Source organism: Streptomyces sp. HUAS TT7 (assembly GCF_051550175.1).
Taxonomy (GTDB): domain Bacteria; phylum Actinomycetota; class Actinomycetes; order Streptomycetales; family Streptomycetaceae; genus Streptomyces.
This window is the reverse complement of sequence record NZ_CP196175.1, coordinates 1,510,175-1,533,449: the sequence shown is the minus strand read 5'-3', so window position 1 is coordinate 1,533,449 and position 23,275 is coordinate 1,510,175. Positions and strand designations below refer to the sequence as shown.

The following is a 23,275-nucleotide window of genomic DNA, read 5'->3' as shown; positions in this document are numbered from 1 at the left end:
GACCAGCCGCCTCGGCCGCCTGGCCTGCGGCCGTGGAAGGGCCACGCCGGACTCTCGTACTAGGCGGCGACCGGCTCGTCGGCGAGGTAGGGCGGGGCGGGCTCGTACTGGATGTGCTGCTGGCGCACCGCGCGGGCGTGGTCGCGGCTGTGGAGGCGGCCGACGAGCCGCAGAGCCCTGTCGATTCCGGCCGAGACGCCCTGACTGGTCATCAGGTTCCCGTCGACGATCAGTATTCCGTGGGTGGTCACAGGTGCGCCTTGGTGGATCGGAACCGGTCGCGGTAGTCGGACGGCGCGACACTCAGATGCCGGTGAAAGGCGCGGCGCAGCGACTCCGCGGTGCCGAAGCCGTACCGACGCGCGATGGCCTCGACGGGGTGGGCGCTCTCGACGAGCGCCCGCTTGGCGGCCTCGACGCGTACGCCCTCGACGTACGCCGACGGCGGGGTGCCGAGTTCGACGGTGAACCTGCGCTGGAGATGGCGGGGACTCAGACCGGCGTGCGAGGCGAGATCGTCGATGCCGTGCCGGGCGCCGGGGTCGGAGTGGATCGCCGCGACCACGGCGCGGATGGCATCGCCGGCCGGCTGCGCGGACCACAACGCCACGCTGAACTGCGACTGGCTGCCGGGGCGGCGCAGGAACATCACCATCTCCTGTGCGACGGCGTGGGCGACCTCATGGCCCAAGTCGTCCTCCACCAGGGCGAGTGCGAGGTCCATCCCCGCCGTCACCCCGGCCGACGTCCACACCCGCCCGTCCCTGAGAAAGATCGGATCGCAGTCGACGACCAGTTCGGGATGCTCCCGGACGAGCTGCTCCTCGCGCGCCCAGTGAGTGGTCACCCTCCGCCCGTGCAGCAGTCCGGCCGCGGCCAGCAGGAACACCCCGCTGCACACCGAGGTGACGCGCCGGGCGGTGCCTCCCGCGGTGGCGATCCAACGCGTCAGCGCCGCATCGTGCCGGGCCCGGTCGACTCCGCCGCCGCCGACCACCACCAGCGTGTCGACCCCCTCAGGGCTCAGACCGGCCACACCGCAGGGAGAGTGGACCGAAAGACCGCTGCCGGACCGCACCGGGCCGGGCAGCGGAGCCGTGATCTCGCAGGAGTATCCGCCGGTGAGCCGGTCGGCGTACTGGAACACCTCGTGCGGGCCGAAGAGGTCCAGGGGCTGGAAACCGTCGAAGACGACGAAGACGATGCGGCGCTGCTTCACCCCTCCACTCTGTGATCGGGCGCCGATGGCGTCAACGACAGGTACCCCACACTTCGCGCCATGCGGGAGAGCACGAACGGCCGTTGCGGAGGTCCCATAGTCAGGGAGCCAGGGAGCCAGGGAGCCGGGAGGTCAGGGAGCCGGGCAGGTTCGGCCTCAGGCCTTGACGGCGTCCGACAGGCGCACGAACGCGTAGCCCTTGTCGAGGAGTTGAGGCACAGCGCCGCTGATTCCGCTGGCGGTGCCGCCGTGGGGGTGGTTCATGTGGCCTATGACGACCGATCCCGGACGTACGCCCTGCATGGCCTGGTGCACCTGTGCGGGCGTGAAAGTCGCCCCGCCGTCGCTGTTGACGTCGAAACTCGCGAAGCGCTCCCCGAGGTCGGTGACGATCCTGGCGGCCACGTCGTCGCAGTAGGCCGTGCCGGAGCGGAAGAAGCGCGGCGGACGGCCGAGCAGGCCGGTGAGCTTGGCGCGGTTGCCCGAGACCTCGTCGAAGACCTCGCCCGCGTTCCGTGTGCCGGGTATCCGGTAGGCGGAGCGTCCTGAGACGGAGAGCGGGAGGTGGCGGGTGCCGTGGTTGGCTATCTCGAAGAGCGGGTCGGCGGCGAGTTCCTTGAAGACCGACGGGTTCTCGTCGATCCAGCGGGAGTTGATGAACAGCGTTGCGGGGACGGAGCGTTGGCGCAGGAACTCGATGAGCGCGCTGTCGTATGCGTTGCCGCCTCTGCCGCCGCATGCGTCGAAGGTCAGCGCGGCCGTCTTCCCGCCGGCCGGCAGCCGGGAGAGCGCTCCCGGCACGGTCAGCCCCCAGCTGGTGGGTGTGTGTCTGCCGTATCGGGCGACGATCTCGGCCCTCGTCGGCCCGGCCGGTGGTGCGGAGGGGCCGGGTGACCCCGTCGCCGACGAGGAGGACGAGGGAGTGGGAGTGGCGGCGGCCGGGGCGGGCTTCGCCGGTCCTGAGCAGCCGGTGAGGAGCCCACCCGTCGCCACCGCAAGGACCGTACGCCGACTCACGTTCATCGCGCCGCTTTCTCCGATCGGGGCAGCGCTGCTCGCCGCACCTGGTCAGCCTAAGCGGGGTGTCCGACGAGCCGGTGGCGGGCCCCTTCGCGGCGGATCGGCGCGGGCAGCAGAAGGCCCGGCCGGCGCAGGGGGCGCTCCTCGCCGGCCGGGCCGCTCGGTCGCAGCGGGTCAGACGCCCGAGCGCAGGGCGATGCGCTCGTCCCCCGCGTACACGTTCATGGAGCTGCCACGCAGGAAGCCCACCAGAGTGAGCCCGGACTCGGCGGCCAGGTCGACGGCGAGCGAGGACGGCGCCGACACCGCGGCGAGCACCGGGATGCCCGCCATGACCGCCTTCTGGGCGAGCTCGAAGGAGGCCCGGCCCGACACCAGCAGGATGCAGCGCGACAGCGGAAGCCGGTCGTCCTGGAGGGCGCGGCCGACCAGCTTGTCGACCGCGTTGTGGCGGCCAACGTCCTCACGTATGTAGAGCAGTTCGCCCTCCGGCGAGAACAGCGCCGCCGCGTGCAGACCCCCGGTCCGGTCGAAGACCCGCTGCGACGCGCGCAGCCGGTCGGGGAGGCTCGCGAGCAGCTCGGGCTCCACCCGGACCGGGGGAGTGTCGGCGATCGGGAAGCGGGCCTGCGTACGGACGGCGTCCAGGCTGGCCTTGCCGCACAGTCCGCACGACGATGTCGTGTACACGTTGCGTTCGAGGGTGATGTCGGGCACCGCGACGCCCGGCGCCAGCTTCACGTCGACCACGTTGTACGTGTTGTGCCCGTCCGCCGTCGCGCCCGCGCAGTACACGATCGACTGGAGCTCGGACGCGGCGCCGAGCACCCCCTCGCTGACCAGGAACCCGGCCGCGAGCGCGAAGTCGTCGCCCGGCGTGCGCATGGTGATCGCGAGGGGTTTGCCGTTCAGCCGGATCTCCAGCGGCTCCTCGGCGACCAGGGTGTCCGGGCGGGCCGAGACCGCCCCGTCCCGGATGCGGATGACGCGGCGGCGTTCGGTGACCCGTCCCATGCCCTCAGTCCCTCGATCGCTCTCGCCAAACTCGTCGGTCTGGTCGGTCTGGTCAGTCTCGTGTCTGTACGTGCTGGAAGCCGAAGCGTCCCTTGATGCACAGGTTGCCGTGGGTCACCGGGTTGTCGTGCGGCGAGGTGACCTTGACGATCTCATTGTCCTGCACATGGAGGGTGAGGTTGCAGCCGACGCCGCAGTACGCGCACACGGTGGTCGTCTCCGTCTGCGCCGCCTCGTCCCAGGTGCCCGCCGCCCGCATGTCGAACTCGGACTTGAAGGAGAGCGCTCCCGTCGGGCAGACCTCGATGCAGTTCCCGCAGTACACGCACGCCGAGTCGGTGAGCGGGGCGTCGTGCTCGGTCGAGATCCGGGCGTCGAAACCCCGCCCCGCCACCGCGATGGCGAACGTGTTCTGCCACTGCTCCCCGCAGGCGTCGACGCACTTGTAGCAGAGGGTGCACTTGTCGTAGTCGCGCACATACAGGTCGTTGTCGACCTTCGGCTGCTCGTCTACCCGTGCCGCCTCCGCTCCGAACCGGCCGGGCTCGGCCCCGTACTCCCTGATCCACTCTCCGGCGCGCGGGGTCGTGGAGAGGTCGACGGACGAGGCGAGCAGTTCGAGCACCACCTTGCGGCTGTTGCGGGCGCGCTCGGTGTCGGTGCGCACCGTCATCCCCGCCTCGGCCCGCCGCGAGCACGCGGGCGCGAGGGTGCGGCCGCCCTCGACCTCGACGACACACACCCGGCAGGCGTTCTTGGGGGTGAGGGTGTCGCCCCGGCAGAGCGTGGGGATGTGCTTGCCCGCGCCTCGACACGCATCGAGGACGGTGTCGCCCTCCGGCACCCGTACGGCCTCGTCATCGATCGTCAACTCGACGATGCGGCGCGGGGGTTGAAGTGGAATCGCGGTCACTCGGGGGCTCCTGTTCGCTGCGCTGCGGCACTCGCCGGACGGCGCCGCCACCGGTTCGGGCGGCTCATTCGAAGGCTCCAAGGCGGTCGATGGCGGATTCGACGGCGTTCCACGCGGTCTGCCCGAGGCCGCAGATCGAGGCGTCCCGCATGGTGCGGCCCACGTCCCGCAGCAGCGCGATGTCGCCCGCCGCGGCGGCGCCCGTGCGGTCCTTGATCCGGTGCAGCGCCTCCTCCTGCCGTACGGTGCCGACCCGGCACGGCACGCACTGGCCGCACGACTCGTCGCGGAAGAACTCGGCGATCCTCAGCAGGATCCGGGGCAGGTCGACGGTGTCGTCCAGGACCAGGACCACCCCCGAACCGAGCGTGGTGCCCGCCTCCCGGGTCCCCTCGAAGGTGAGCGGAATGTCCAGCTCGTCGGGGCGTACGAAGCCCCCTGCGGCGCCGCCGAGCAGGATGGCCCGCATCCGCTCCGGCGGGCCCGAGAGTGCGATCAGTTCGCGGAGCGAGGCCCCGAACGGCAGCTCGTACACGCCGGGGTGGACCACGTTCCCCGAGACGCAGAACAGCTTGGTGCCGGTCGAGGTCGCGGTGCCGGTGCGCGCGTACGCCTCCGCCCCGTGCTCCAGGATCGGCAGCACATTGACCAGCGTCTCGACGTTGTTCACGGCGGTCGGCTTCCCGAACAGGCCCTTCTCGACGGGGAACGGAGGCTTCGAGCGGGGCTCCCCTCGCTTGCCCTCGAACGAGTTGAAGATCGCGGTCTCCTCGTCGCAGATGTACGCGCCCGCGCCGCTGCGGATCTCGATGTCGAAGGCGTACCCCTGCCCGAGGACATCGGGGCCGAGCAGTCCGCGCTCCCGGGCCCGGGCGATCGCGTGGCTCAGCCGCTCGCGGGCACGGGGGTACTCGCCGCGCAGGTAGAGGTAGCCGCGCTCGGCGCCGACCGCGTACCCGGCGATCGTCATGGCCTCGACCAGGGCGTACGGGTCGCCCTCCATCAGGACGCGGTCCTTGAACGTGCCGGGTTCCGACTCGTCGGCGTTGCACACGAGGTAGTGCACGCGTTCCGGCCGGCGGGCGGTGGCCTCCCACTTCCGCCCCGTGGGGAACGCGGCACCGCCCCTCCCGACCAGTCCCGCGTCGAGCACCTCCCGGACCACTCCGGCGGGGCCGAGGGCGAAGGCCCTGCGCAGTGCGGTGTAGCCGCCCTGGGAGCGGTAGTCGTCGAGGTCGTACGGGTCGACTGCGCCGATGCGCCTGAGGAGGACGAGGTCGCTCTGGCCGGCCTGGGGGACGGCATGGGCGGCGGGATGCTCGGGGGTGGTGGCGTCGGGGTCTGCCAGGACGTGGGCCAGGGTGGTGGGGGTGGCGGGGGCGAGTGCGGCTGCGAGCCGGTGTGCCGGGTCGTTCCCCGCCCCGCCCCTCCCCGCTGTAACACTCAGCGGCTCCGCCGCGGGCCTTTGGGGGTTGAGGAGAGGCTCAGGTCCCTTTCCGGGCTCGTCCGGCGACTTGCGTACTGCCGAGTCACGCATTCCCAGCCCGTCCGGCGTTTGAGGACGAGCGCCCATTAGGCGCGACCGGGGGTCCGGGGATGGGGCCGCCGGGGTGTTCGGCGCGGGCGGGCCCGCCCGCCGCAGCAGCGCCGCCGGGGCGCGTTCGCACAGGCCCAGGCACGGGCTGCGCTCCCAGGAGGCGGACGGGGTGTCCGCGAGGGCGTCGCACAGCTCCGCCGAGCCCTTCGCCGCGCACGCCAGGTCCGTGCACACGTACAGCACCGTCGAAGGGCGCGGCTTCACCGAGAAGAGGGAGTAGAACGTCGCCACCCCGTACGCCTCCGCCGGCGGCACCGTCAGGCGGCGGCAGATGTAGTCGAGCGCGCTCTCACTCAGCCAGCCCACCCGGTCGTTGACCGCGTGCAGCGCAGGCAGGAGCAGGTCCCGGCGGTCGCGGGCCTCCTTGCCGCCGCGCGCCCAGCGCAGCTCCGCGTCCGTACGGTCGTCCGCGCCCTCCCATGCAGAGGCGGGCGGCCCCAACACCTCGTCCACGGCGGCCCGTTCCTCGTCCGTCGGCTTGGTGTCTGCGAAGTGCAGGTCCACGGAACAGTCAGCTCCTCACGGTCGCGACGGCCGGCTTCTCCACCCGGACCGCCGACGCCTTGAACTCGGCCGTCCCCGCGATCGGGCAGTTCGCCTCGATGGTCAGCTGGTTGGTGTCCACCTCGTCGGGAAAGTGCATCGTCATGAAGGCGAGGCCGGGTCGCAGCGCCGGGTCGATCCACACCGGCGCGGTCACCGCGCCGCGCCGCGACATCACCCGTACCTCCTCGTCCCGCGTCACGCCGAGCCGTTCCGCGTCCTCCGGGCACAGCTCGATGTACTCGCCGCGTCGCAGCGGAGAGGCGTAACTCCCGCTCTGTGCACCGGTGTTGTACGAGTCGAGCCGTCGGCCCGTCGTCAGGCGCAGCGGGTAGTCGTCGTCCGTCAGGTCGACCGGCGGATCGTGCTGGACCAGGCCGAACTCCGCGGCCCGCCCCCGCCGTGCGAGGTCCGCCTCCCAGAGCCTGGCGTGCAGGAAACTGGAGGGGAGCTCCCGCTCGGAGGGGCACGGCCACTGGAGGCCCTGGTGTTCCTCCAGGCGGTCGTACGTCATGCCGTAGTGATCCGGCGAGAGCGCTCGCAGTTCGTTCCAGACGTGCTCGGAATCGGTGAACTTCCAGTCGTGGCCCATGAGTTGGGCGATCGCGCAGATGATGTCGGTGTCCTCGCGCGCCTCGCCGGGTGGTTTCAGCGCGGCCCGCACGCGCTGCACCCGGCGTTCGCTGTTGGTCGTCGTGCCGTCCGTCTCGGCCCAGGCGGCGGTCGCGGGCAGCACCACGTCCGCCATCTGCGCGGTCTTGGTGAGGAAGATGTCCTGGACGACGAGGTGGTCGAGGGCGGCGAGGCGGCGCGCGGCCTGCTCGCTGTCGGCTTCCGACTGGGCCGGGTTCTCGCCGATGCAGTACACCGCCTTCAGCCCGCCGTGCTCCATCGCCTCGAACATCTCGGTCAGCGTCATCCCGTACCGGGGCTGGATCACCGTCTGCCACGTCGTCTCGAACTTCGTACGGGCCTCGGTGTCGAGGATGTCCTGGAAGCCGGGCAGCTTGTTGGGGATGGCGCCCATGTCACCGCCGCCCTGCACATTGTTCTGTCCGCGCAGCGGCTGCACGCCGGCTCCCCACCGGCCGACGTGCCCCGTGAGCAAGGACAGATTGATCAGGGCGCGGACGTTGTCCGTGCCGTTGTGGTGCTCGGTGATCCCCAACGTCCAGCAGAGCTGGGCCCGTTCGGCGCTCGCGTAGGCATGGGCGAGTTCGCGGATAGCGGCCGCCGGTACGCCGGTGACGCGCTCGGCGGCCGACAGGGTCCAGGGTTCGACGAGCTCCGCGTACGCCTCGTAGCCCGTGGTCGCGCGGTCGACGAAGGCGCGGTTGACCAGGCCCGTGTGGATGATCTCCCGGCCGATGGCGTGCGCCAGCGGGATGTCCGTGCCGACGTTGAGTCCCAGCCAGCTCTCCGCCCACTGAGCCGTCGAGGTGCGGCGCGGGTCGACGGCATACATCCGGGCGCCGTTGCGGATGCCCTTCAGGACGTGCTGGAAGAAGATCGGGTGGGCGAAGCGGGCGTTGGAACCCCACATCAGGATGACGTCGGTGTGCTCGACCTCCTCGTAGGAGGAGGTGCCGCCGCCGGAGCCGAACACGGCGGACAGGCCAGCGACGCTCGGGGCGTGGCAGGTCCGGTTGCAGGAGTCCACGTTATTGGTGCCCATGACCACCCGGGTGAACTTCTGCGCCACGTAGTTCATCTCGTTGGTGGCGCGGGCGCAGGACAGCATCGCGAAGGCGTCGGGCCCGTACGTGTCCCGGGTCCGCCGGAACCCGGCCGCGGCCCGCTCAAGGGCCTCCTCCCAACTCGCTTGCCGCAGCTGCCCGTCGGCGTCGCGGACCAGGGGGTGGGTGAGCCGAGGGTACGGCTTGGGCTGCCTGTTCTTCTTCATGCGGCGCTCCGGGTGTCGGACGTCTGGGCGAGGAGGTCGGCGAGCGCGTGCACGGCGCGCAGGGTCGGGACCGGGGTCGCGGTGAGCCCGGCGAGTTCGACGACGGCCGCGAGCAGCACGTCGAGTTCGAGGGGCTTGCCCTTCTCCAGGTCCTGCAGGGTGGACGTCTTGTGCTCGCCGACGCGCTCGGCGCCCGCGATGCGCCGCTCCACCGAGATCTTCGGGTGACAGCCGACGGCCCCCGCGACAGCGAGGGTCTCGCGCATCATCGACTCGACGAGCGAGCGGGTGTCGCGGTGGCGGCAGATCTGCGCCATGGTCGCGCGGGCGAGCGCGCTGATCGGGTTGAAGGAGATGTTGCCGAGGAGCTTGATCCAGATGTCGTTGCGCAGGTCCGGCTCGACGGGGCACTTGAGGCCGCCGGCCCGCATGGCTTCGCTGAAGTCGAGGCAGCGCCGCGAGATCGTGAGGTCGGGCTCGCCGATGGAGAACCGGGTGCCCTCCAAGTGCCGTACGACGCCCGGGGATTCGATCTCGGTGGCCGCGTACACCACGCAGCCGATGGCGCGGGCGGGCGGCAGGGTTGCGCTGACCGCGCCGCCCGGGTCGACGCTCTCGATCCGCCGCCCGGTGTGCGGACCGGGCAGCCCGTGGAAGTACCACCAGGGGATGCCGTTCTGGGCGGCGATGACGGCGGTGTTCCCGTGCAGCAGCGGGTGCACCAACGGCCCTGCCGCCGCATAGGAGTTGGCTTTCAGGCCGAGCAGTACGTAGTCGACCGGGCCGACCTCGCCCGGGTCGTCGGTGGCGGCGGGCCGGGCGGTGAAGTCGCCGCGCGGGCTGAGGACGCGTACCCCGTCGCGGCACATGGCCGCCAGGTGTGTCCCGCGGGCGATGAGGTGGACCTCGGCGCCCGCGCGGTGGAGCGCGGCCCCGACATAGGCGCCGATGGCTCCGGCGCCGACTACTGCGACTTTCACGGGGCTCTCCGTTCGGTGGAGGGGCCGTCAGTGAGGTGAAGGCCGTCGACGTGGGTTCCGGGGGTGTGGCTCTCCTGGCGAAGGTGCGGCCGGGTGTGACTGGGGTTGGCGCGGAGGCCGGATGCTCGGGCATCCCCAGCCCGGATTCGTCGACAGAATATTGTCTACAGTATGCCTTTCGGGATGGTCAAGACGCCTGACGCACTCCGGTTGCACTCCGCCCGGGCGAAACGCTGACACAAGGCTCCAAAGGTGCGGCAGTGAATCCTGTTGGGTCTCGCGCCCCTGTACCCATCAGTAGCCACGAAGACTGGATGGCTCCGGATGTCAGCAGTCCGTGCTCGTACCGATCAACCGTCCATGCTCGTACCGAGGAGATCCGTCATGACCGGCATGCGAGGCTCGCGCGTTGTCGCCGTCGGGCACTACCAGCCCGCCAAGGTGCTCACCAATGACGACCTCGCCGAGCTGGTCGACACCAGTGACGAATGGATCAGCAGCCGGGTCGGCATCCGCACCCGCCATGTCGCGGGCCCGGACGAGCCCGTGGACGAGCTGGCCGCGCAAGCCGGAGCGAAGGCGCTGGCCGGCGCCGGTCTGAGCCCCGCCGACATCGACCTGGTCCTGGTCGCCACTTCCACGGCCGTCGACCGCTCGCCGAATACGGCCGCCCGGGTCGCAGCCCGGCTCGGCATGGGCTCGCCCGCGGTGCTGGACCTCAACGTCGTCTGCGCCGGGTTCACGCATGCCCTCGCCACCGCCGACAGCCTGGTGCGCACCGGCACCGCCCAGCGCGCGCTGGTCATCGGCGCGGACAAGATGACGGCGGTGACCGACTGGACCGACCGCACCACCTGCGTCCTGGTCGGCGACGGAGCCGGGGCCGCGGTCGTCGAGGCGAGCGAAGAGGCGCTGATCGGCCCGGTGCTGTGGGGTTCGGTGCCCGAGATGGGGCATGCCGTACGTATCGAGGGCACCCCGCCGGTGTTCGCGCAGGAGGGCCAGTCCGTCTATCGCTGGGCCACCACCCAGCTGCCGTCGATCGCCCGCAAGGTGTGCCGGCGCGCCGGGCTCACCCCCGAGGACCTGGCCGCGGTGGTGCTGCACCAGGCCAATCTGCGGATCATCGAACCCGTCGCGCGCAAGATCGGCGCCGTGAACGCCGTCATCGCCCGCGATGTCGTCGAATCCGGGAACACCTCGGCGGCGAGCATCCCCATGGCCCTGTCCAAGCTGGTCGAACGCGGCGAGATCAGCACCGGCGACCCCGTCCTGCTCTTCGGCTTCGGCGGAAACCTCTCGTACGCGGGGCAGGTCGTGCGCTGCCCGTGACGGGACCGGCAGCCCCGTACGGACGTCGGCTCCGCATGCCCGTGGGCCGAAGCACTCCTCGCGCGAGCCTGGCTCACCAGGGCGGGCCTCGTCATCAGGGCTGGCATCGCCGACTCGCCTCAGCCGACGAGGCGTTTGCGCCAGTCCAGCGGCGCGAGGGTGATGGCCTGACCGGGGTCGCCGTCCCACTCCACCGAGAGGCCGCACCGCTCCAGCGCGGCCACGGCCTCCGGCCCACGGACGCGGTGGTTTCCGGCGAGCCGTCGAACCCGCCGTAGTGCAGCGTCAGTCCGTGCCCGGCCGCTGCCGCGTCGGTGGACTGGGAGTGGAAGTAGACGAAGCCGCGGGCGCCCGGTGCGCCTGCGCCGCCTATCTCCGACTGGCCGCAGGAGCGGCAACAGGTGAAGTGCTCCCGGGCCGTGAGGCCGGCCGCCTCCAGGGCGGCGAAGGCTCTGGTGATCCGCTCCGGGTCCGTCTCCTCGTCCGCCCAGGCGGCCTGTTCCGCCACGCGCTCCAGCCACATACGGTCCGTCAACTCCCGTGCCTGCTCGGGCGATACGCGCCGGGAATCGGCCGTCACGAGATGGTCCTCGGCCAGCTCCGCCAGCTCTTCGCGCGTCGCGTAGCCGCCCACGATCACCTCGCGGACCCGTGCATCGAGCAGCCCACGATCCTCGTCGTCGAGCTCCAACGGTGGGACGAGCGCCGGGAGTTCGAGGTCCAGACGCCTCCAGTCGAGCCCGGCGTTCCAGCCCTCGCTCGCGCGGGCCCATCCGGTCATGGCGGCGATCACCGGGGCCGGCCCGTCGAGCGTCGTCCCGAAGTGCCGGTCGGGCGCTCCGTCCCGGTACTCCAGCGTGTAGCCGCCGCCTGCCTCGTGCCACACCTGGACGAACACGTCGGGCAGATCGGGTATCCGCTGGACCACCAGGAACCGGTCGCCCTGACCCCCGATCCGGCGCACAAGCCCGGCCAGTTGACCGGCGGTGGCCCTGGTGTGCCGCTGTCCGTTCTCGGTCTCCACTGTGATCGCAAGCATGTCGTCCACTGTGGCACGGGGCACTGACAGCGCGTCCCGCCGAAGCATCGGGCCTGCCGGGATGTGACTGGTCAAGGTAGTTGTCACCTGGTCGCGACGTCTGTCACCGCCCCCTTTCCGGAACCCGCCCCGTGCGTTCGGGTAGCCGGAGCCCAGTGTGACGCCGACCGAATAGTTGGCCATTTCGGCTGCCCAAGACAGGCCCAAGCGCCCCTCGGAGGCTCAGCCGCTCGTCTTCGTTCGGTGACTCGCGTCACACCCGGCTCCTGTCAGCAATCGGGGCGCCGTCTCGTTCAAGGGGCACGCGAACGAGACAGGAGCAACGCCATGAAGCACCGCATCGTCGTACTCGGCGGTGGATACGCCGGGGCCTTCGCCGCCGGAAATCTGGCCCGTCGGCTCTCTCCGGCCGACATCGAGATCACCGTCGTCAACGCCGTACCCGACTTCGTTGAACGGATGCGGCTCCACCAGCTCGCGATCGGCCAGGACCTCGCGTTCCGCAAGCTCGCCGACGTATTCGCGGGCACCGGGGTGCGGCTGCGTCTGGCACGCGTCACCGGCGTCGACCCCGAGCGCAGGACCGTCGCCGTGACCGGCGGGAACGGCGACGGCGAGCTCGCGTACGACACACTTCTCTACGCGCTCGGCAGCTCCGTGGCCCACCATGGCGTCCCCGGCGTGGCCGAGTACGCCTTCGATGTGACCGGCCTGTCCTCGGCACTGCGTCTGCGCGAGCGCCTGGCCAGCCTGGGCGGGGGCGGCAGCGTGCTGGTCGTCGGTGAGGGGCTGACCGGCATCGAGACCGCCACCGAGTTCGCCGAGTCCCGGCCCGACCTCTCGGTCGCGCTCGCCGCTCGCGGCGAGCTGGGCGCCTGGCTCTCCCCGAAGGCTCGCCGTCACCTGCGCGAGGCCTTCGACCGGCTCAGCATCACCGTCCACGAGCACACCGGCGTCGAAGCCGTCGAGCCGGCCCGGGCCATCGCCGCCGACGGTAGGTCCATCCCGGCCGACGTGACCGTATGGTCGGGCGGGTTCGCCGTGCACCCCATCGCGGCCGCCAGCGGCCTGGAGGTCGCCGAGACCGGCCAGATCGTCGTCGACCGCACGATGCGCTCGGTCTCGCACCCGGACGTCTACGCCGCCGGTGACAGCGCCTACGCGATCGGCGAGAACGGCAGGCCGCTGCCGATGTCCTGCGCCTCGGCCGGCTTCACCAACATGCAGGCGACCGCCGCGATCATCGCGCGCCTGACGGGCAGCAAGGTTCCGACCACCGGGCTGAAGTACCACGGCAACCACATCAGCCTCGGGCGGCGGGACGCGATCTTCCAGATGGTGGACGGGAACGCCCACTCGAAGTCCTGGTACCTGGGCGGCCGGACCGCCGCGCGGCTCAAGTCGGGCGTACTCAAGGGGGCCGGGTGGAGCATCGCCCACCCGACCTTCGGCATGCCCAAGCGCAAGCGCCGCCTGGCCACCGCGCCCGACCGGGCCGGTGTGAGGGCCGCCGCATAGGCTGCTCCGCCATGGACAGCGCAGCCATCGATCGGTTCGAGGCCAGCCGGGGACGGCTGGCCTCGCTCGCGTACCGTCTGCTCGGCTCGGCCGCCGACGCCGAGGACGCCGTGCAGGACGCGTTCCTGCGCTGGCAGGCCGCACACCGGGAACGTATCGAGGTGCCGGAAGCGTGGCTGACCAAGGTCGTCACCAACCTCTGCCTCGACCGGCTCCGCTCGGCCCAGGCGCGCCACGAGCGAGCGGCCGGCGCCTGGCTGCCCGAGCCGCTCCTCGATGGCGACCCGATGCTCGGCCCGGCCGACACCTTCGAGCAGCGCGAATCGGTGTCCCTGGCCGTCCTGACCCTCATGGAGCGCCTCTCACCGGTCGAGCGGGCCGTTTATGTCCTGCGCGAGGCCTTCTCCTACCCCCACGCCGAGATCGCCGGGATCCTCGGCATCACCGAGTCCGCGAGCCAGCAGCATGTCCACCGGGCCCGACGCCGGGTCGCCTCCGAGCGCCGCGGCGGCGACGAGGCGGACCCCGCGTCCGCGCGCCGGATCGTCGAGGAGTTCCTTGCCGCCGCCATGTCGGGGCGCACCGAACGGCTGGTGGCGCTGCTCACCGCCGACGCGACCGCAGTCTCGGACGGCTACGGACTGGCCAGGCGGCTGCTGCGGTACACGACGAGCGAGCGCATCGCCTCCTACGTGCGGGCGGGCTTCAAGCCCACTCCGGCGAAGCGGCGGCTGGCCGGCGGCCGGCCCGCCTTCCACATTGCGCTGGTCAACGGCTCCCCGGCCGTCCTCGCCGTGGTCGACGACCGGGTCGTGGGTGCCGTGGCGTTCGAAGTCAGCGACGGCAAGGTCGCGTCCCTGCACGGCATCGCCGCCGCAGACCGGCTCACGCGCCTCAATGAAGCCTGGCGGCAGCACGAACCCGACGCGCCGGTCATCCACGCATGGTGACCAGAGCCTCCGGAATCCAATGACCTGAGTCGGAGCGAGGACGGCACCCCGTTCGGCCTCGCGCTGCACCGCAGTACGGGGGCCGAAGCATGTCGGTCTCCCGAGTCAGACTCGGCCCGCGCTCGCGGCCCGCCCTGCACAGCACGCCGCTGACGGACATCGAGAAACCGAGAACACGTGGAGCACGGTTGTGCTCTGCACGATGAGGGGCACCGGGTGCTGCCGCAGTTCACTGGCCGATGCCCGCTGGGCGTTGATCGAGCCTGTGCTGAGAGCCTGGGGGACCGAACGGCGCCGAGATGCATGGAACACCGCAACGCCGCCCGAGCCGCTCAGGCGGCCGCCCGTGCGACCGCGACCGCCCAGCCGATGTAGACGAGGTTGACCGCCAGCCGGACCGTCGCGCCGACGGGACGTTCCAGCAGGCGTGGCCGATCACCGGATGCCCGCCACAGGGCGTCCAGATGGCAGACCAGATAGGCGGTGATCAGTGCGGCCGCGGCCCAGCCGCCGACCGCCCGGCCTGCCGGTGTCAGGATCGCGGCTCCGACGACGGTCTCAGCCGCCCCGCTCGCGCCGACGAGGAGTGGGGCCCGGCCCAGCCAGGACGGCACCAGAGTGCGGAAGTATCCGGGAAACAGGAAGTGCCCGATCCCCACGGCGATCAGGAAGACCGCCAGTGCGATGGCAGCGGTAGCATTCATGAACGTGATGGTGGTCCCAACCCGCGCGTGGACGCTTGAACGAAACGATCGCCGACTCCACTTCGCATACGGTCCCGACGCGACGTTGTTCGCCGAGTCCGGCCCGTTTCACGTCACCCTCCACCGCCATCCGGCGTGGAAGGTCGTGCTGCCCCTCGGCGGCCATGTCGAGGTCGGATACGGCGCAGGCCGTACGGTCGCGGCGGCCGGAGTCATCATGCCCCCGCAGTTGGCCCACACCTGTGCCGTGTCCCGCGGCTACGTGGCCCTCTTCCTCGACCCCTGGGTGCTGGACCCCGGTCTGGGCCTGGCACGGCTCGGGGGCGATGCCACCCGGCGCCTCCTCGCCGCCGCGGGACACACCGGTACCCACGGCCTCGGCCCCGGGACGGACAGCGACCTGGCCGCGGCGCGCGCCGAACTCCTCACCCTCACCGGAGCGGGCCGCCCCGTCGATCCCCGGGTGGCCCACGCGGTGCAGGAAATCACACGAGCCGGCTCCGACGCTCCCCTCAGCTCCATCGCCACCGACGTCGGGCTCTCACCGACACGGTTGCGCGCGCTCGTCCACGCCTCGGTCGGCGTCCCGCTCACACGACTGCGGCAATGGGCCCGGCTGCGGGTGGCCGTCGCCGACCTGCCGCGCGAGTCCGCGGCCTCGGCCGCAGCCGTCGCGGGCTTCGCCGACCAAGCCCATCTCACCCGCACCGCCCGGAGCCTGCTCGGCCGCACGCCTGCGTCGATCGGACGTTCCCCCTCTGATCGACCCTCCTGATGCCGCCGGCCGAACCCGGGTCCGGCGCCCCTGCCGCCTTGAGCAGACGGGTCGCTACCCCTGACGGTGACAACCGCTGTGACCAAGCGAGGCAGGTGACAACAATCTCGACCAACTGGTGACAGCCAGCGCGACCAAGGGGAGGCGAAGGCACATGTTGTAGAGCGCGCCGGGTGACAACTACCGCGACGCGGGAGGCCGTCACTGACGCGGGACGTCGATGCCTGCCGCGCGGAGCCTCGCCTCGACCAGCGCGTTCAACCGGGCGATGGACGGCGACTGCGCCTCCCGGTGGTGGTTGATCAGTCCGTACCGGGAGGAGGTGTCGGACCGGTGCTGAGGCCCGGTCGGCATCGTCAGCTGTGCGCGGTTGGCCAGCAGCTTGTCGGCCAGCGCGGACGCCAGCCCGTCGATCCGCGGGTCGTCGGGCCCCCAGGACATCGCGTCCCAGCCACGCTGGGTCAGCTCGATCCATTCGGGGTCGTCGAGCCACTGTTCGAGCTGGGCCAGGAAGCGGTCGAAGACCTCGGGAACCATCGCTCGGGCCAGTACCAGGGCCTCCCGTTGAACGGCCACGTAGTCGGGACTGAATTCGAGAACGGCGAGTCGGTCCAGGACCGCGCAGGCCCGGTCGGGCAGCAGGGCCCGGTCGCCTTGGGTGAGCCGGTGCAGCGTGTCGCGGCGCGCGGCCAGATCCTCGATCTGTTCGTCGAGCCGGCGACGGACGTCGTCCAGGGCAGCGGCGAACCGCTCGGGACCGGCGTCGAGCAGGTCACCGATCTCGGCCAGTGGCACGCCCGCCCCGGCCAGGGTCCGGACCTGGACCAGCCGCAACAGGTCGGTCGACCGGTAGCGGCGGTAACCGGAACCATCACGTTCCGGCTCCTGGACCAGGCCGAGTCGGTGATAGTGCCGCACCGTCTTGATCGTGACGCCGACGAACGCCGCCGCCCGACCGATCGTGAGCCCGTCTGCCATCGGTTCAGCGCACCTCCGGACAGTGGGCAGCTGCGCACTCGCGCACCGCGTCGGCACGGAAGTCCCCGCGCGGGATCGAGCCGTGTTCGCCGACGACCTCCGCGCTGACCTTGAGGTGTGGGTTGCGGACGATCACAGCGGCGAGGGTAGCGCGCCGCTGTTCGGAGCCCATCACCCCCGTCGCCGAGGCCGGCACCCGAGCGATCAACTACCCGTATCCGAAGGGGCAATTGGGGGTTGACCTTGACCTTGACCTTGACCTTGGGGCAGGGCGCAGCCTCATCACACGGCCGCTTCGAAAGGGCGGTGGCCCACCGAGGCCGCCGTCGTTGGCCTTCGAGCTGCGCCGAACCTGCTGTCGCGAGATAGGGAATGACCATGAGCGAGTCCCTCCACACCGTCAAGAACGCCGCTGTCGGGCCGGATCGCCCGGAGTTGCAGAAAGCCATTCAGGAGATCGTCGATTCCGGTTTCGCCGGGGTGCAGCTGCGCGTGCACGACGAGCAGGGCGAGTGGGTCGGCAACGCGGGGGTGCGCAAGCTGGGCGAGGCCGCGAAGCCGCCGACCGACGGGCACTTCCGGATCGGCAGCATCACCAAGACCTTCACCGCGACCCTGGTGCTGCGACTGGTCGCCGAAGGCAAGATCGGTCTCGACACCCCGGCGGACGACTACCTGCCCGAGTTCGGCCTCGACCGACAGATCACCGTGCGGATGCTGCTCCAGCACACCAGCGGGTTGTTCAGCTTCACCGGCGAGATCTACGACGACGGGACGATCGTGCAGGGTGGAGTCCCGGGGGTGGGCAAGGAGTGGACGGGCCATCAGTTCCGCACCTACCGGCCGGAGGAGCTGGTGCGGCCGGCGCTGTCCAAGCCGGCGCGGTTCGAGCCGGGGACCGACTGGAGTTACTCCAACACCAACTACGTGCTGGCCAGGCTGCTGATCGAAAGGGTCACCGGCCGTTCCTGCGCCGAGGAGATGCAGCGGCTGGTCCTGGGACCACTCGGGCTGACCGGCACCGTGCTGCCGGGCGACTCGCCGGACATCCCCGAGCCGCACGCCCACGGCTATTACGGATATGAGGACGCCGGCCAGTGGAAGGTGGTCGACACCACTTGCTTCAACCCCTCCTGGATCTCCGCCGCCGGTGACATGATCTCGACCAGCAAGGACCTCCACACATTCTTCTCCGCGCTCATGAGCGGCAGACTCCTGCCGGCCCCGCTGCTGGCCGAGATGTGCACGCCGCACCCCAAGATGGGGTACGGCCTGGGGGTGTTCGTGGAGGAGACCGACGGCGGTGGCACCATCCTCCAGCACAACGGCGCCTTCTGGGGCTGGGCGGCCCTGATGTACAGCACGCCCGACGGCAGCAGGACCCTGACCGGCTCGCTGACCTTCGGGGATGCCGAGCTCGACTGGGCCGCCATTGCCGGGGTGTTCGAGAAGGTGAAGCAGAGGCTCGTCAAGGAGGTGTTCGGCGACGGGCAGACCGAGCAGACTCGGCCGTCGGGCTGAGCACCTCGGCCCGTACCGCCTGCGCGACCCGGTCGAGGTCCCCGACCGCTCCCCGTGCGGCCTGGACAGGGCTGTCGGCGTCGATGTGCCGGCGCCCTGTTCAGAGCCAGCGCTTGGCCGCCTCCACGCTGTCGCCCCCGCTGGTGTTGAACGCGATCGCGGCCGCCGGGGCGTGCTGGCGGACCAGGTTCACGACCAGCTCGAAGAAGACGAGCAGCGCCTCCGGCTTGCGGATTCCGCCTCCGATGACGACGACGTCCCACGCGTGCGCGGTGAGCGCCCCGATCACCGTGGACTCGGCCGTATCGTCCAGCGCGATCAGGGCCATGGAGGCGTCGATGCCGTGCTCGCCGAAGCGGGCCAGCTCCTTGTCGAGGACCGCGCGTATGGCGTCGCCGTCCATGCCGGGGACTGTGTGCGGGTCGATACCGAGAACAAGTGTGGAAGGCATGTGCTGTAGGACGTTCAGCGGACCGGCCGAGTTCCGCCCGGCAGAGACGTCCCACAGGTCAACTGCCCAACTGCCCGATGCGGCCGGAGACGCTCAGCGGGCGCTCGACGCGGGCGAGACGGCGCGGGCCCGGGAGCCGGTCGCTTTCATGGTGCGGGAGCTGGACTCCCACTGGCGCGGCGAGGAGAACGGCCTGTTCGCCGTGATGCGCGAGGACCCCGAATACGCGGACTACATCAAGGTCCTGATGGACGAGCACCGGGACCACAGGGCCAGACTGCCCGCGCTGGACCTGGCGACGCCCGGGGGCCGGGCCGAGTTCGACGTGATGGTCCAGGAGCTTCACCACCACATCAGCCGTGAGGAGGACGGACTGTTCCCGGCGTCCCTGACGGCCTTGTCGGGCGACGAGTGGAACCGTTCGATGGCCGCCTGGCGAGAGGCCCACCCGGCGGAGTGACCGCCTCCGGCACGTGGCCTCAGCAGCTCACCGAAGCCGTTACGGAGGAGGCCTCTTGAGCCGCGGCCTCCCCCTCCACCAGCTTCTCCATCGGGCCGACCGCCAACGCCCCGGAGATCACGACCGCTGCCCCGATGGCGGCGATCAGGATGATCGTGCCGAGCCCCACCATCGTGTCCACCGGAATCGTGTACGCCCCCACCACACGAGCCACGCACTCGGTGAGCAGTGCCCCGCCCCACACCACGGAGAACAGCGTCTCGCATCGGCGGAATCGTGCGTTCCCGGCCATCAGCCGGTCCCAGGCGGCGGCCTTGTCCGGAGAGTTCTTGGTGATCCAGGGCTTGAGCGCGGACGTCATCAGCGGGCAGCCGGCCGCCGCCGAGAGCAGGATGCCGATGCCGACCACGCTGCTGAGCGCACCGTCCTTGGCCAGCATCAGCCGGGGATCGCCGCTGACCGCCGAGAGCGCCAGACCACCCACGTTCACCGCCAGGACCAGAGCGGCGAGCCGGTTGAGGTCGCGGCCCTTCAACGCGCTCCACACCGTCCGCACCGCCGGGAGCACACTGCTGAGCGCCAGCGCGGCGAAGGTGCCCACCCCCGCGGCCTTGAGCACGTAGTACGAGGCCAGCGGCACGCCCGCCTCGACGATCAACGGCGTCAGGCTGTCCACCAAAGGGTTGCGGCTGCTGCTCATCACGGTCTCCCCGGTCCAGTTCTCGACGGCAGGAACAGCCTGCCGGGGCAGGGCACTTGGACGGCAGAGATCGCTGTCCCGAGAACACCAGGACATTTGTCATTCGGTGAGGTGTGACAGGGGCCGTCCTCAGTGCGGGCGGGACCAATGCCCGAGGCGCAAAGAGAGGTGTCAGGAGCGGCGGAAAAGTGGGCTCCACCACCGCCCTCGCGGCAGATCCAGGCCAATTCCCCGTACCTGTGCAACCGAATTCGGACGACGAATGTGCGAGGGGATTGCGCTCGGTAGACTGTAGACGATAGCCAATTTCCATGACCGGCTCGACACCCGTGGTGCAGGAGGGGGGAACCGATGTTGTCCGCAGGACTGCCGCAGGGAACGGTGCCCAAGCTGGAGCGGCCCGGGCCGCTGCGTGAGCGCGTGTACGAGGCCCTCCTTGAGCTGATCACCACGCGGGCCCTGCGCCCCGGCCAGCACCTGGTCGAGAGCGAGCTCGCGGGGCACCTCGGGGTGTCCCGGCAGCCGGTGCGCGAGGCGCTCCAGCGGCTCAACACCGAGGGCTGGGTCGACCTGCGGCCCGCGCAGGGCGCGTTCGTCCACGAGCCCACCGAGGAGGAGGCCGACCAACTGCTCTCGGTGCGTACGCTCCTGGAGGCCGAGGCGGCCCGGCTCGCCGCGGCCAACTCCGGGTCGGCCGGGATCGCCGCGCTGGAGAAGCTGTGCGCCAAGGGTGAGCAGGCCGTCGCGGACGACGACGTGGACCTGGCCGTGGCGACCAACGCCGCGTTCCACGCCAAGGTCATGGAGCTCGCCGGGAACCTGGTGCTCGCCGAACTCGCGGGCCAGGTCGACCGGCGGGTGCGCTGGTACTACACGCCGGTCGCCCGCCAGCGCGGCAAGCAGTCCTGGATCGAGCACCGCGACCTGATCGCGGCGATCTCGGCGCGCGACGAGCGGCGGGCCACCGAGGTCATGCGCGCCCACACCGAGCACACGCGCACGACCTACCACGAGCGCGCCGAGCGGGGCTGACCCCGCCGACGGCCCGGGCCGCGTTGTCCGAGTCCGTTCTGCCCGGCGGGTGCAGCACGGCCGGGCTCTGTCCACGGAGGCGTGCCGGGGCGCTCCGCGGCCTGTCGCCTGCGGACCGCCCCGGTACACGGGACCTCCGGCTACCGGTCGAGGGGCACTGTCACGCGGGTCGGCCCGCCGCCCCCGCCGACGCGATGGTGGCGTCGTTCTCCGTGGCCGGCACTCTGATCCGTACGGGTTCGGTGCCAGTGGTGTGGTGGCGGGCGGCCCAGTTCTGCAGGGCGGCGCGGCAGGCGTGATCCAGGTGCCGCGCGGCCGTCAGGTCGAGTTCGATGGGCTGATCCTTCGGCAGTGCCTCCAGGGTCTGCAGGATGCGGGGAAGTCGGAGGAAGGTGGCGTTGCCGGTGAGGGCCACCACCAGCCTGCCACCGGTGAGTTCGCGGGTGTCGAGGTGGACGTGGGAGGTCTCCCACGCCGACTTCGCCACGGCCAGCACCAGGCCCAGGACCACGCCTTCGAACATGCTCGTCGTCACGATGGCGACGGCTGTGATCGTGAGGATGACGAGCTCGCCGCGGTGTTCGCGCCACAGCGGGAGTACTTCCTTGACGGGGATCAGCTTGCAGCCCGCGTGCACCAGTACGCCCGCGAGTGCCGCGAGCGGGATGATCCCGATCACCATGGGCAGCAGCACGGTGAACAGCAGCAGCCACAACCCGTGCAGGATGCGGGAGACCTTCGTCGTCGCACCTGCCTGGAGGTTGGCGGAGCTGCGGACGATGACCGCGGTAAGCGGCAGGGCCCCGAGCACGCCGCACAGTGTGTTGCCCACGCCCTGGGCGACCAGCTCCTTGTCGTAGTGCGTACGCGGGCCGTCGTGCATGCGGTCCACCGCCGCCGCGCTGAACAGCGATTCCGCCGAGGCGATGAGGGCGAAAGCGAGGACCGTACCGAGCACCGCGACGCTGCCCAACGAGCCGAGGTCGCTCGGACCGGGCGGCTGGATGGCCTCGAAGAGCCCCTGCACCTTCACGTTGGCGACGTCCGGGCCACCGATGGCCGTGCCGGCGGTGGCGAGGGCCACCGCGGCCAGCGGCGCAGGGATCAGCTGCACCTTGGCGGGCAGCTTCTTCCACCCCACGAGCACGATGATGCTGCCGAGGCCTACCGCGAAGGCGGTCAGTGCGGAGCGGCTGGTGGCGATGTGACCGACCAGACCCGGGATGCCGAAGATCTTCTCCAGGCCCGAGCGCGGCTGATGGACGCCGACCATGGTGTACAGCTGCCCGAAGACGAGCACGAGTCCGATGCCGGCCAGCATGCCCTGTACGACCGAGACGGAGATCGCCCGGAACCAGCGGCCGAACCGCAACAGGCCGAGGCCGATCTGGAGCACTCCGGCGGCCAGCACGATGGCGCCGAGCGTGCTCAGTCCGAACTCCCGGACGGCTTCGAAGACGAGGACGGTCAGGCCCGCCGCCGGGCCGCTGACCTGTAGCGCGCTCCCTGGCAGGAAGCCCACGACGAGCCCGCCGACGATGCCGGTGATCAGGCCGAGTTCGGCCGGCACGCCCGACGCCACGGCCACGCCCACACACAAGGGCAGGGCCACCAGGAACACCACGAGCGAGGCGAGCGCGTCCTGGCGCAGGACAGCAGGATTCTTGAAAGCGCAAAGCATGAGCGAAGGTCCCCCCGAATTCGTGCCCGGCCGGTTCACAGGGCTTTGAACGACAGTCCGCCGTCTTGCGCCTGTTGCGCTCTGACCGCGCCGGTATGCACGTCGTAGTGCCAGGTGTGCAGGGAGAGCGTGCCCGCGTCGATGCGCTCTTGGACGCACGAGTAGCCGCGCAGCGTCTCCAACTGTGCGAGGGCGTGGGCCTGTACGGCTTCCGCGATCCCGGCGGAGGCCGTCGCCGGCGAGCGGACGGGGGCGTGCGGCGGCAAGAACTCACCCCGGAGCGCCCCGGTGATCAGGGTTGGTACGACGCGAGAGTCCGAGCAGGTGATGAACAGGACTTGCGGGGCCTGCCCGGCCTCAGAGGCCTGGAAGAGTTCCGCATGCCGGGGGTCGGCCATGTGCGTGGCCGAGAAGGAACACGTCTTGTCGATCAGTGACTTCATGATGGCCTGCCTCCTGCGCCTGCGCGGCTTCAGCCGGGGCGCGGTGTGGTCGGGTCGGTCAAGAGTTGTGAAGGGGTGCGGCGGCGATTCCTCAGCGCCACGTCCTCGGGGCGATACGCCACACCACTGCGGCACAGTCGGATTCGCAGCCGCAACAAAACTTACCAGTGCTTTGCCTGCTGACGGCAGATGAAATAGTTGGCAAAATCCCACAGGAATGGGACATTTGATCAATTTCGAGGCCAGGTAAGTGGGGCGTACGGTGGCGCTGCAGGCGCACAACGCGCCTCTGGAACAAGGTACTTGCATCGGCAGTGCACCACGAGGGACTCCCTTGCCGACTCCGTGCGCGACGCCATTGGAAATCCTTGCCCTTCACTTGATCGACGATCGTGCTTTACCTTCCAATTGTTTGAAGTTGAGGCCTGTGGAATGTGAAACAGCCTCTCGACGTCTCGGTCGGCGTAGTGGGGCGGACGGGGACCCGCGGTGGCGGCACGAG

Annotated in this window: 20 protein-coding genes and 3 pseudogenes; 7 read left to right on the top strand and 16 right to left on the bottom strand. The window is 70.7% G+C overall.

Going from position 1 to position 23,275, the window contains the following annotated elements:
* Positions 1–59 precede the first annotated feature (59 nt).
* From ACSHXC_RS06640 to ACSHXC_RS06605, 8 genes and pseudogenes are all read right to left on the bottom strand, one after another.
* A pseudogene (locus ACSHXC_RS06640) lies at positions 60–230 on the bottom strand (DJ-1/PfpI family protein); the annotation flags it as partial.
* A 17-nt stretch (positions 231–247) separates the two neighbouring features.
* Positions 248–1,219, bottom strand: a complete 972-nt coding sequence (locus tag ACSHXC_RS06635; RefSeq protein ID WP_438290668.1) for a GlxA family transcriptional regulator — start codon at positions 1,217–1,219, stop codon at positions 248–250.
* Between the two features lie 156 nt (positions 1,220–1,375).
* The gene (locus ACSHXC_RS06630; protein WP_438290667.1) at positions 1,376–2,242 is read right to left on the bottom strand and encodes a polysaccharide deacetylase family protein; all 867 of its coding nucleotides are present in this window, start codon (positions 2,240–2,242) and stop codon (positions 1,376–1,378) included.
* A gap of 171 nt (positions 2,243–2,413) precedes the next feature.
* Positions 2,414–3,253: a formate dehydrogenase accessory sulfurtransferase FdhD gene (gene fdhD / locus ACSHXC_RS06625; RefSeq protein ID WP_438290666.1), complete on the bottom strand. Its 840-nt coding sequence runs from the start codon at positions 3,251–3,253 to the stop codon at positions 2,414–2,416.
* Positions 3,254–3,305: 52 nt separating this feature from the next.
* On the bottom strand, positions 3,306–4,166 hold the full coding sequence (locus ACSHXC_RS06620; protein WP_438290665.1) for a 2Fe-2S iron-sulfur cluster-binding protein: 861 nt from the start codon (positions 4,164–4,166) through the stop codon (positions 3,306–3,308).
* 64 nt (positions 4,167–4,230) lie between these two features.
* Positions 4,231–6,267: an NADH-ubiquinone oxidoreductase-F iron-sulfur binding region domain-containing protein gene (locus tag ACSHXC_RS06615; RefSeq protein ID WP_438290664.1), complete on the bottom strand. Its 2,037-nt coding sequence runs from the start codon at positions 6,265–6,267 to the stop codon at positions 4,231–4,233.
* 7 nt (positions 6,268–6,274) lie between these two features.
* Complete coding sequence (locus tag ACSHXC_RS06610; protein ID WP_438290663.1) at positions 6,275–8,209, bottom strand: molybdopterin oxidoreductase family protein; 1,935 nt, start codon at positions 8,207–8,209, stop codon at positions 6,275–6,277.
* Positions 8,206–9,198 (bottom strand): annotated as a pseudogene (locus ACSHXC_RS06605) (2-dehydropantoate 2-reductase); the annotation flags it as partial. The gene ACSHXC_RS06610 and the pseudogene ACSHXC_RS06605, both read right to left, overlap by 4 nt.
* A gap of 384 nt (positions 9,199–9,582) precedes the next feature.
* Here ACSHXC_RS06605 and ACSHXC_RS06600 point away from each other — a divergent pair.
* Entirely contained in the window at positions 9,583–10,521 is a 939-nt protein-coding gene (locus ACSHXC_RS06600) for a beta-ketoacyl-ACP synthase III (RefSeq protein ID WP_438296461.1), read from the top strand.
* Between the two features lie 119 nt (positions 10,522–10,640).
* Here the strand turns inward: ACSHXC_RS06600 and ACSHXC_RS06595 are convergent.
* Positions 10,641–11,560, bottom strand: a pseudogene (locus ACSHXC_RS06595) (DUF6891 domain-containing protein).
* A 327-nt stretch (positions 11,561–11,887) separates the two neighbouring features.
* Between ACSHXC_RS06595 and ACSHXC_RS06590 the strand changes: the two are divergent.
* Positions 11,888–13,078: an NAD(P)/FAD-dependent oxidoreductase gene (locus ACSHXC_RS06590; RefSeq protein ID WP_438290662.1), complete on the top strand. Its 1,191-nt coding sequence runs from the start codon at positions 11,888–11,890 to the stop codon at positions 13,076–13,078.
* Positions 13,079–13,089: 11 nt separating this feature from the next.
* Positions 13,090–14,028, top strand: a complete 939-nt coding sequence (locus ACSHXC_RS06585; RefSeq protein WP_438290661.1) for a sigma-70 family RNA polymerase sigma factor — start codon at positions 13,090–13,092, stop codon at positions 14,026–14,028.
* A 332-nt stretch (positions 14,029–14,360) separates the two neighbouring features.
* Here the strand turns inward: ACSHXC_RS06585 and ACSHXC_RS06580 are convergent, their stop codons facing one another.
* Entirely contained in the window at positions 14,361–14,732 is a 372-nt protein-coding gene (locus tag ACSHXC_RS06580) for a DoxX family protein (RefSeq protein ID WP_438290660.1), read from the bottom strand.
* 85 nt (positions 14,733–14,817) lie between these two features.
* Between ACSHXC_RS06580 and ACSHXC_RS06575 the strand changes: the two genes are divergently transcribed.
* Complete coding sequence (locus ACSHXC_RS06575) at positions 14,818–15,507, top strand: helix-turn-helix domain-containing protein (protein WP_438290659.1); 690 nt, start codon at positions 14,818–14,820, stop codon at positions 15,505–15,507.
* A gap of 201 nt (positions 15,508–15,708) precedes the next feature.
* Here ACSHXC_RS06575 and ACSHXC_RS06570 read toward each other — a convergent pair whose 3' ends face one another.
* Together ACSHXC_RS06570 and ACSHXC_RS06565 are read right to left on the bottom strand one after the other, a co-directional pair.
* On the bottom strand, positions 15,709–16,485 hold the full coding sequence (locus ACSHXC_RS06570) for a MerR family transcriptional regulator (protein WP_438290658.1): 777 nt from the start codon (positions 16,483–16,485) through the stop codon (positions 15,709–15,711).
* Between the two features lie 4 nt (positions 16,486–16,489).
* Positions 16,490–16,621, bottom strand: a complete 132-nt coding sequence (locus ACSHXC_RS06565) for a hypothetical protein (protein WP_438290657.1) — start codon at positions 16,619–16,621, stop codon at positions 16,490–16,492.
* A 242-nt stretch (positions 16,622–16,863) separates the two neighbouring features.
* Between ACSHXC_RS06565 and ACSHXC_RS06560 the strand changes: the two genes are divergently transcribed.
* The gene (locus tag ACSHXC_RS06560) at positions 16,864–18,006 is read left to right on the top strand and encodes a serine hydrolase domain-containing protein (protein WP_438290656.1); all 1,143 of its coding nucleotides are present in this window, start codon (positions 16,864–16,866) and stop codon (positions 18,004–18,006) included.
* A 100-nt stretch (positions 18,007–18,106) separates the two neighbouring features.
* On the opposite strand, the gene ACSHXC_RS06555 is transcribed toward ACSHXC_RS06560, so the two are convergent.
* Positions 18,107–18,457 (bottom strand): hypothetical protein, encoded by a 351-nt coding sequence (locus ACSHXC_RS06555; protein WP_438290655.1) that lies wholly within the window; start codon positions 18,455–18,457, stop codon positions 18,107–18,109.
* On the opposite strand from ACSHXC_RS06555, the gene ACSHXC_RS06550 reads away from it, so the two are divergent.
* On the top strand, positions 18,456–18,917 hold the full coding sequence (locus ACSHXC_RS06550) for a hemerythrin domain-containing protein (protein WP_438290654.1): 462 nt from the start codon (positions 18,456–18,458) through the stop codon (positions 18,915–18,917). The genes ACSHXC_RS06555 and ACSHXC_RS06550 overlap by 2 nt on opposite strands.
* 19 nt (positions 18,918–18,936) lie before the next feature.
* Here ACSHXC_RS06550 and ACSHXC_RS06545 read toward each other — a convergent pair whose 3' ends face one another.
* Positions 18,937–19,617 (bottom strand): VC0807 family protein, encoded by a 681-nt coding sequence (locus tag ACSHXC_RS06545; protein WP_438290652.1) that lies wholly within the window; start codon positions 19,615–19,617, stop codon positions 18,937–18,939.
* Between the two features lie 351 nt (positions 19,618–19,968).
* Between ACSHXC_RS06545 and ACSHXC_RS06540 the strand changes: the two genes are divergently transcribed.
* Positions 19,969–20,649 carry a GntR family transcriptional regulator gene (locus ACSHXC_RS06540; protein ID WP_438290650.1) on the top strand — a complete coding sequence of 227 codons (681 nt, stop codon included), beginning with the start codon at positions 19,969–19,971 and terminating at the stop codon, positions 20,647–20,649.
* A 160-nt stretch (positions 20,650–20,809) separates the two neighbouring features.
* On the opposite strand, the gene ACSHXC_RS06535 is transcribed toward ACSHXC_RS06540, so the two are convergent.
* On the bottom strand, positions 20,810–22,330 hold the full coding sequence (locus ACSHXC_RS06535) for a SulP family inorganic anion transporter (protein WP_438290649.1): 1,521 nt from the start codon (positions 22,328–22,330) through the stop codon (positions 20,810–20,812).
* 35 nt (positions 22,331–22,365) lie between these two features.
* Positions 22,366–22,773, bottom strand: a complete 408-nt coding sequence (locus tag ACSHXC_RS06530) for a carbonic anhydrase (RefSeq protein WP_438290648.1) — start codon at positions 22,771–22,773, stop codon at positions 22,366–22,368.
* Between the last annotated feature and the right edge of the window lie 502 nt (positions 22,774–23,275).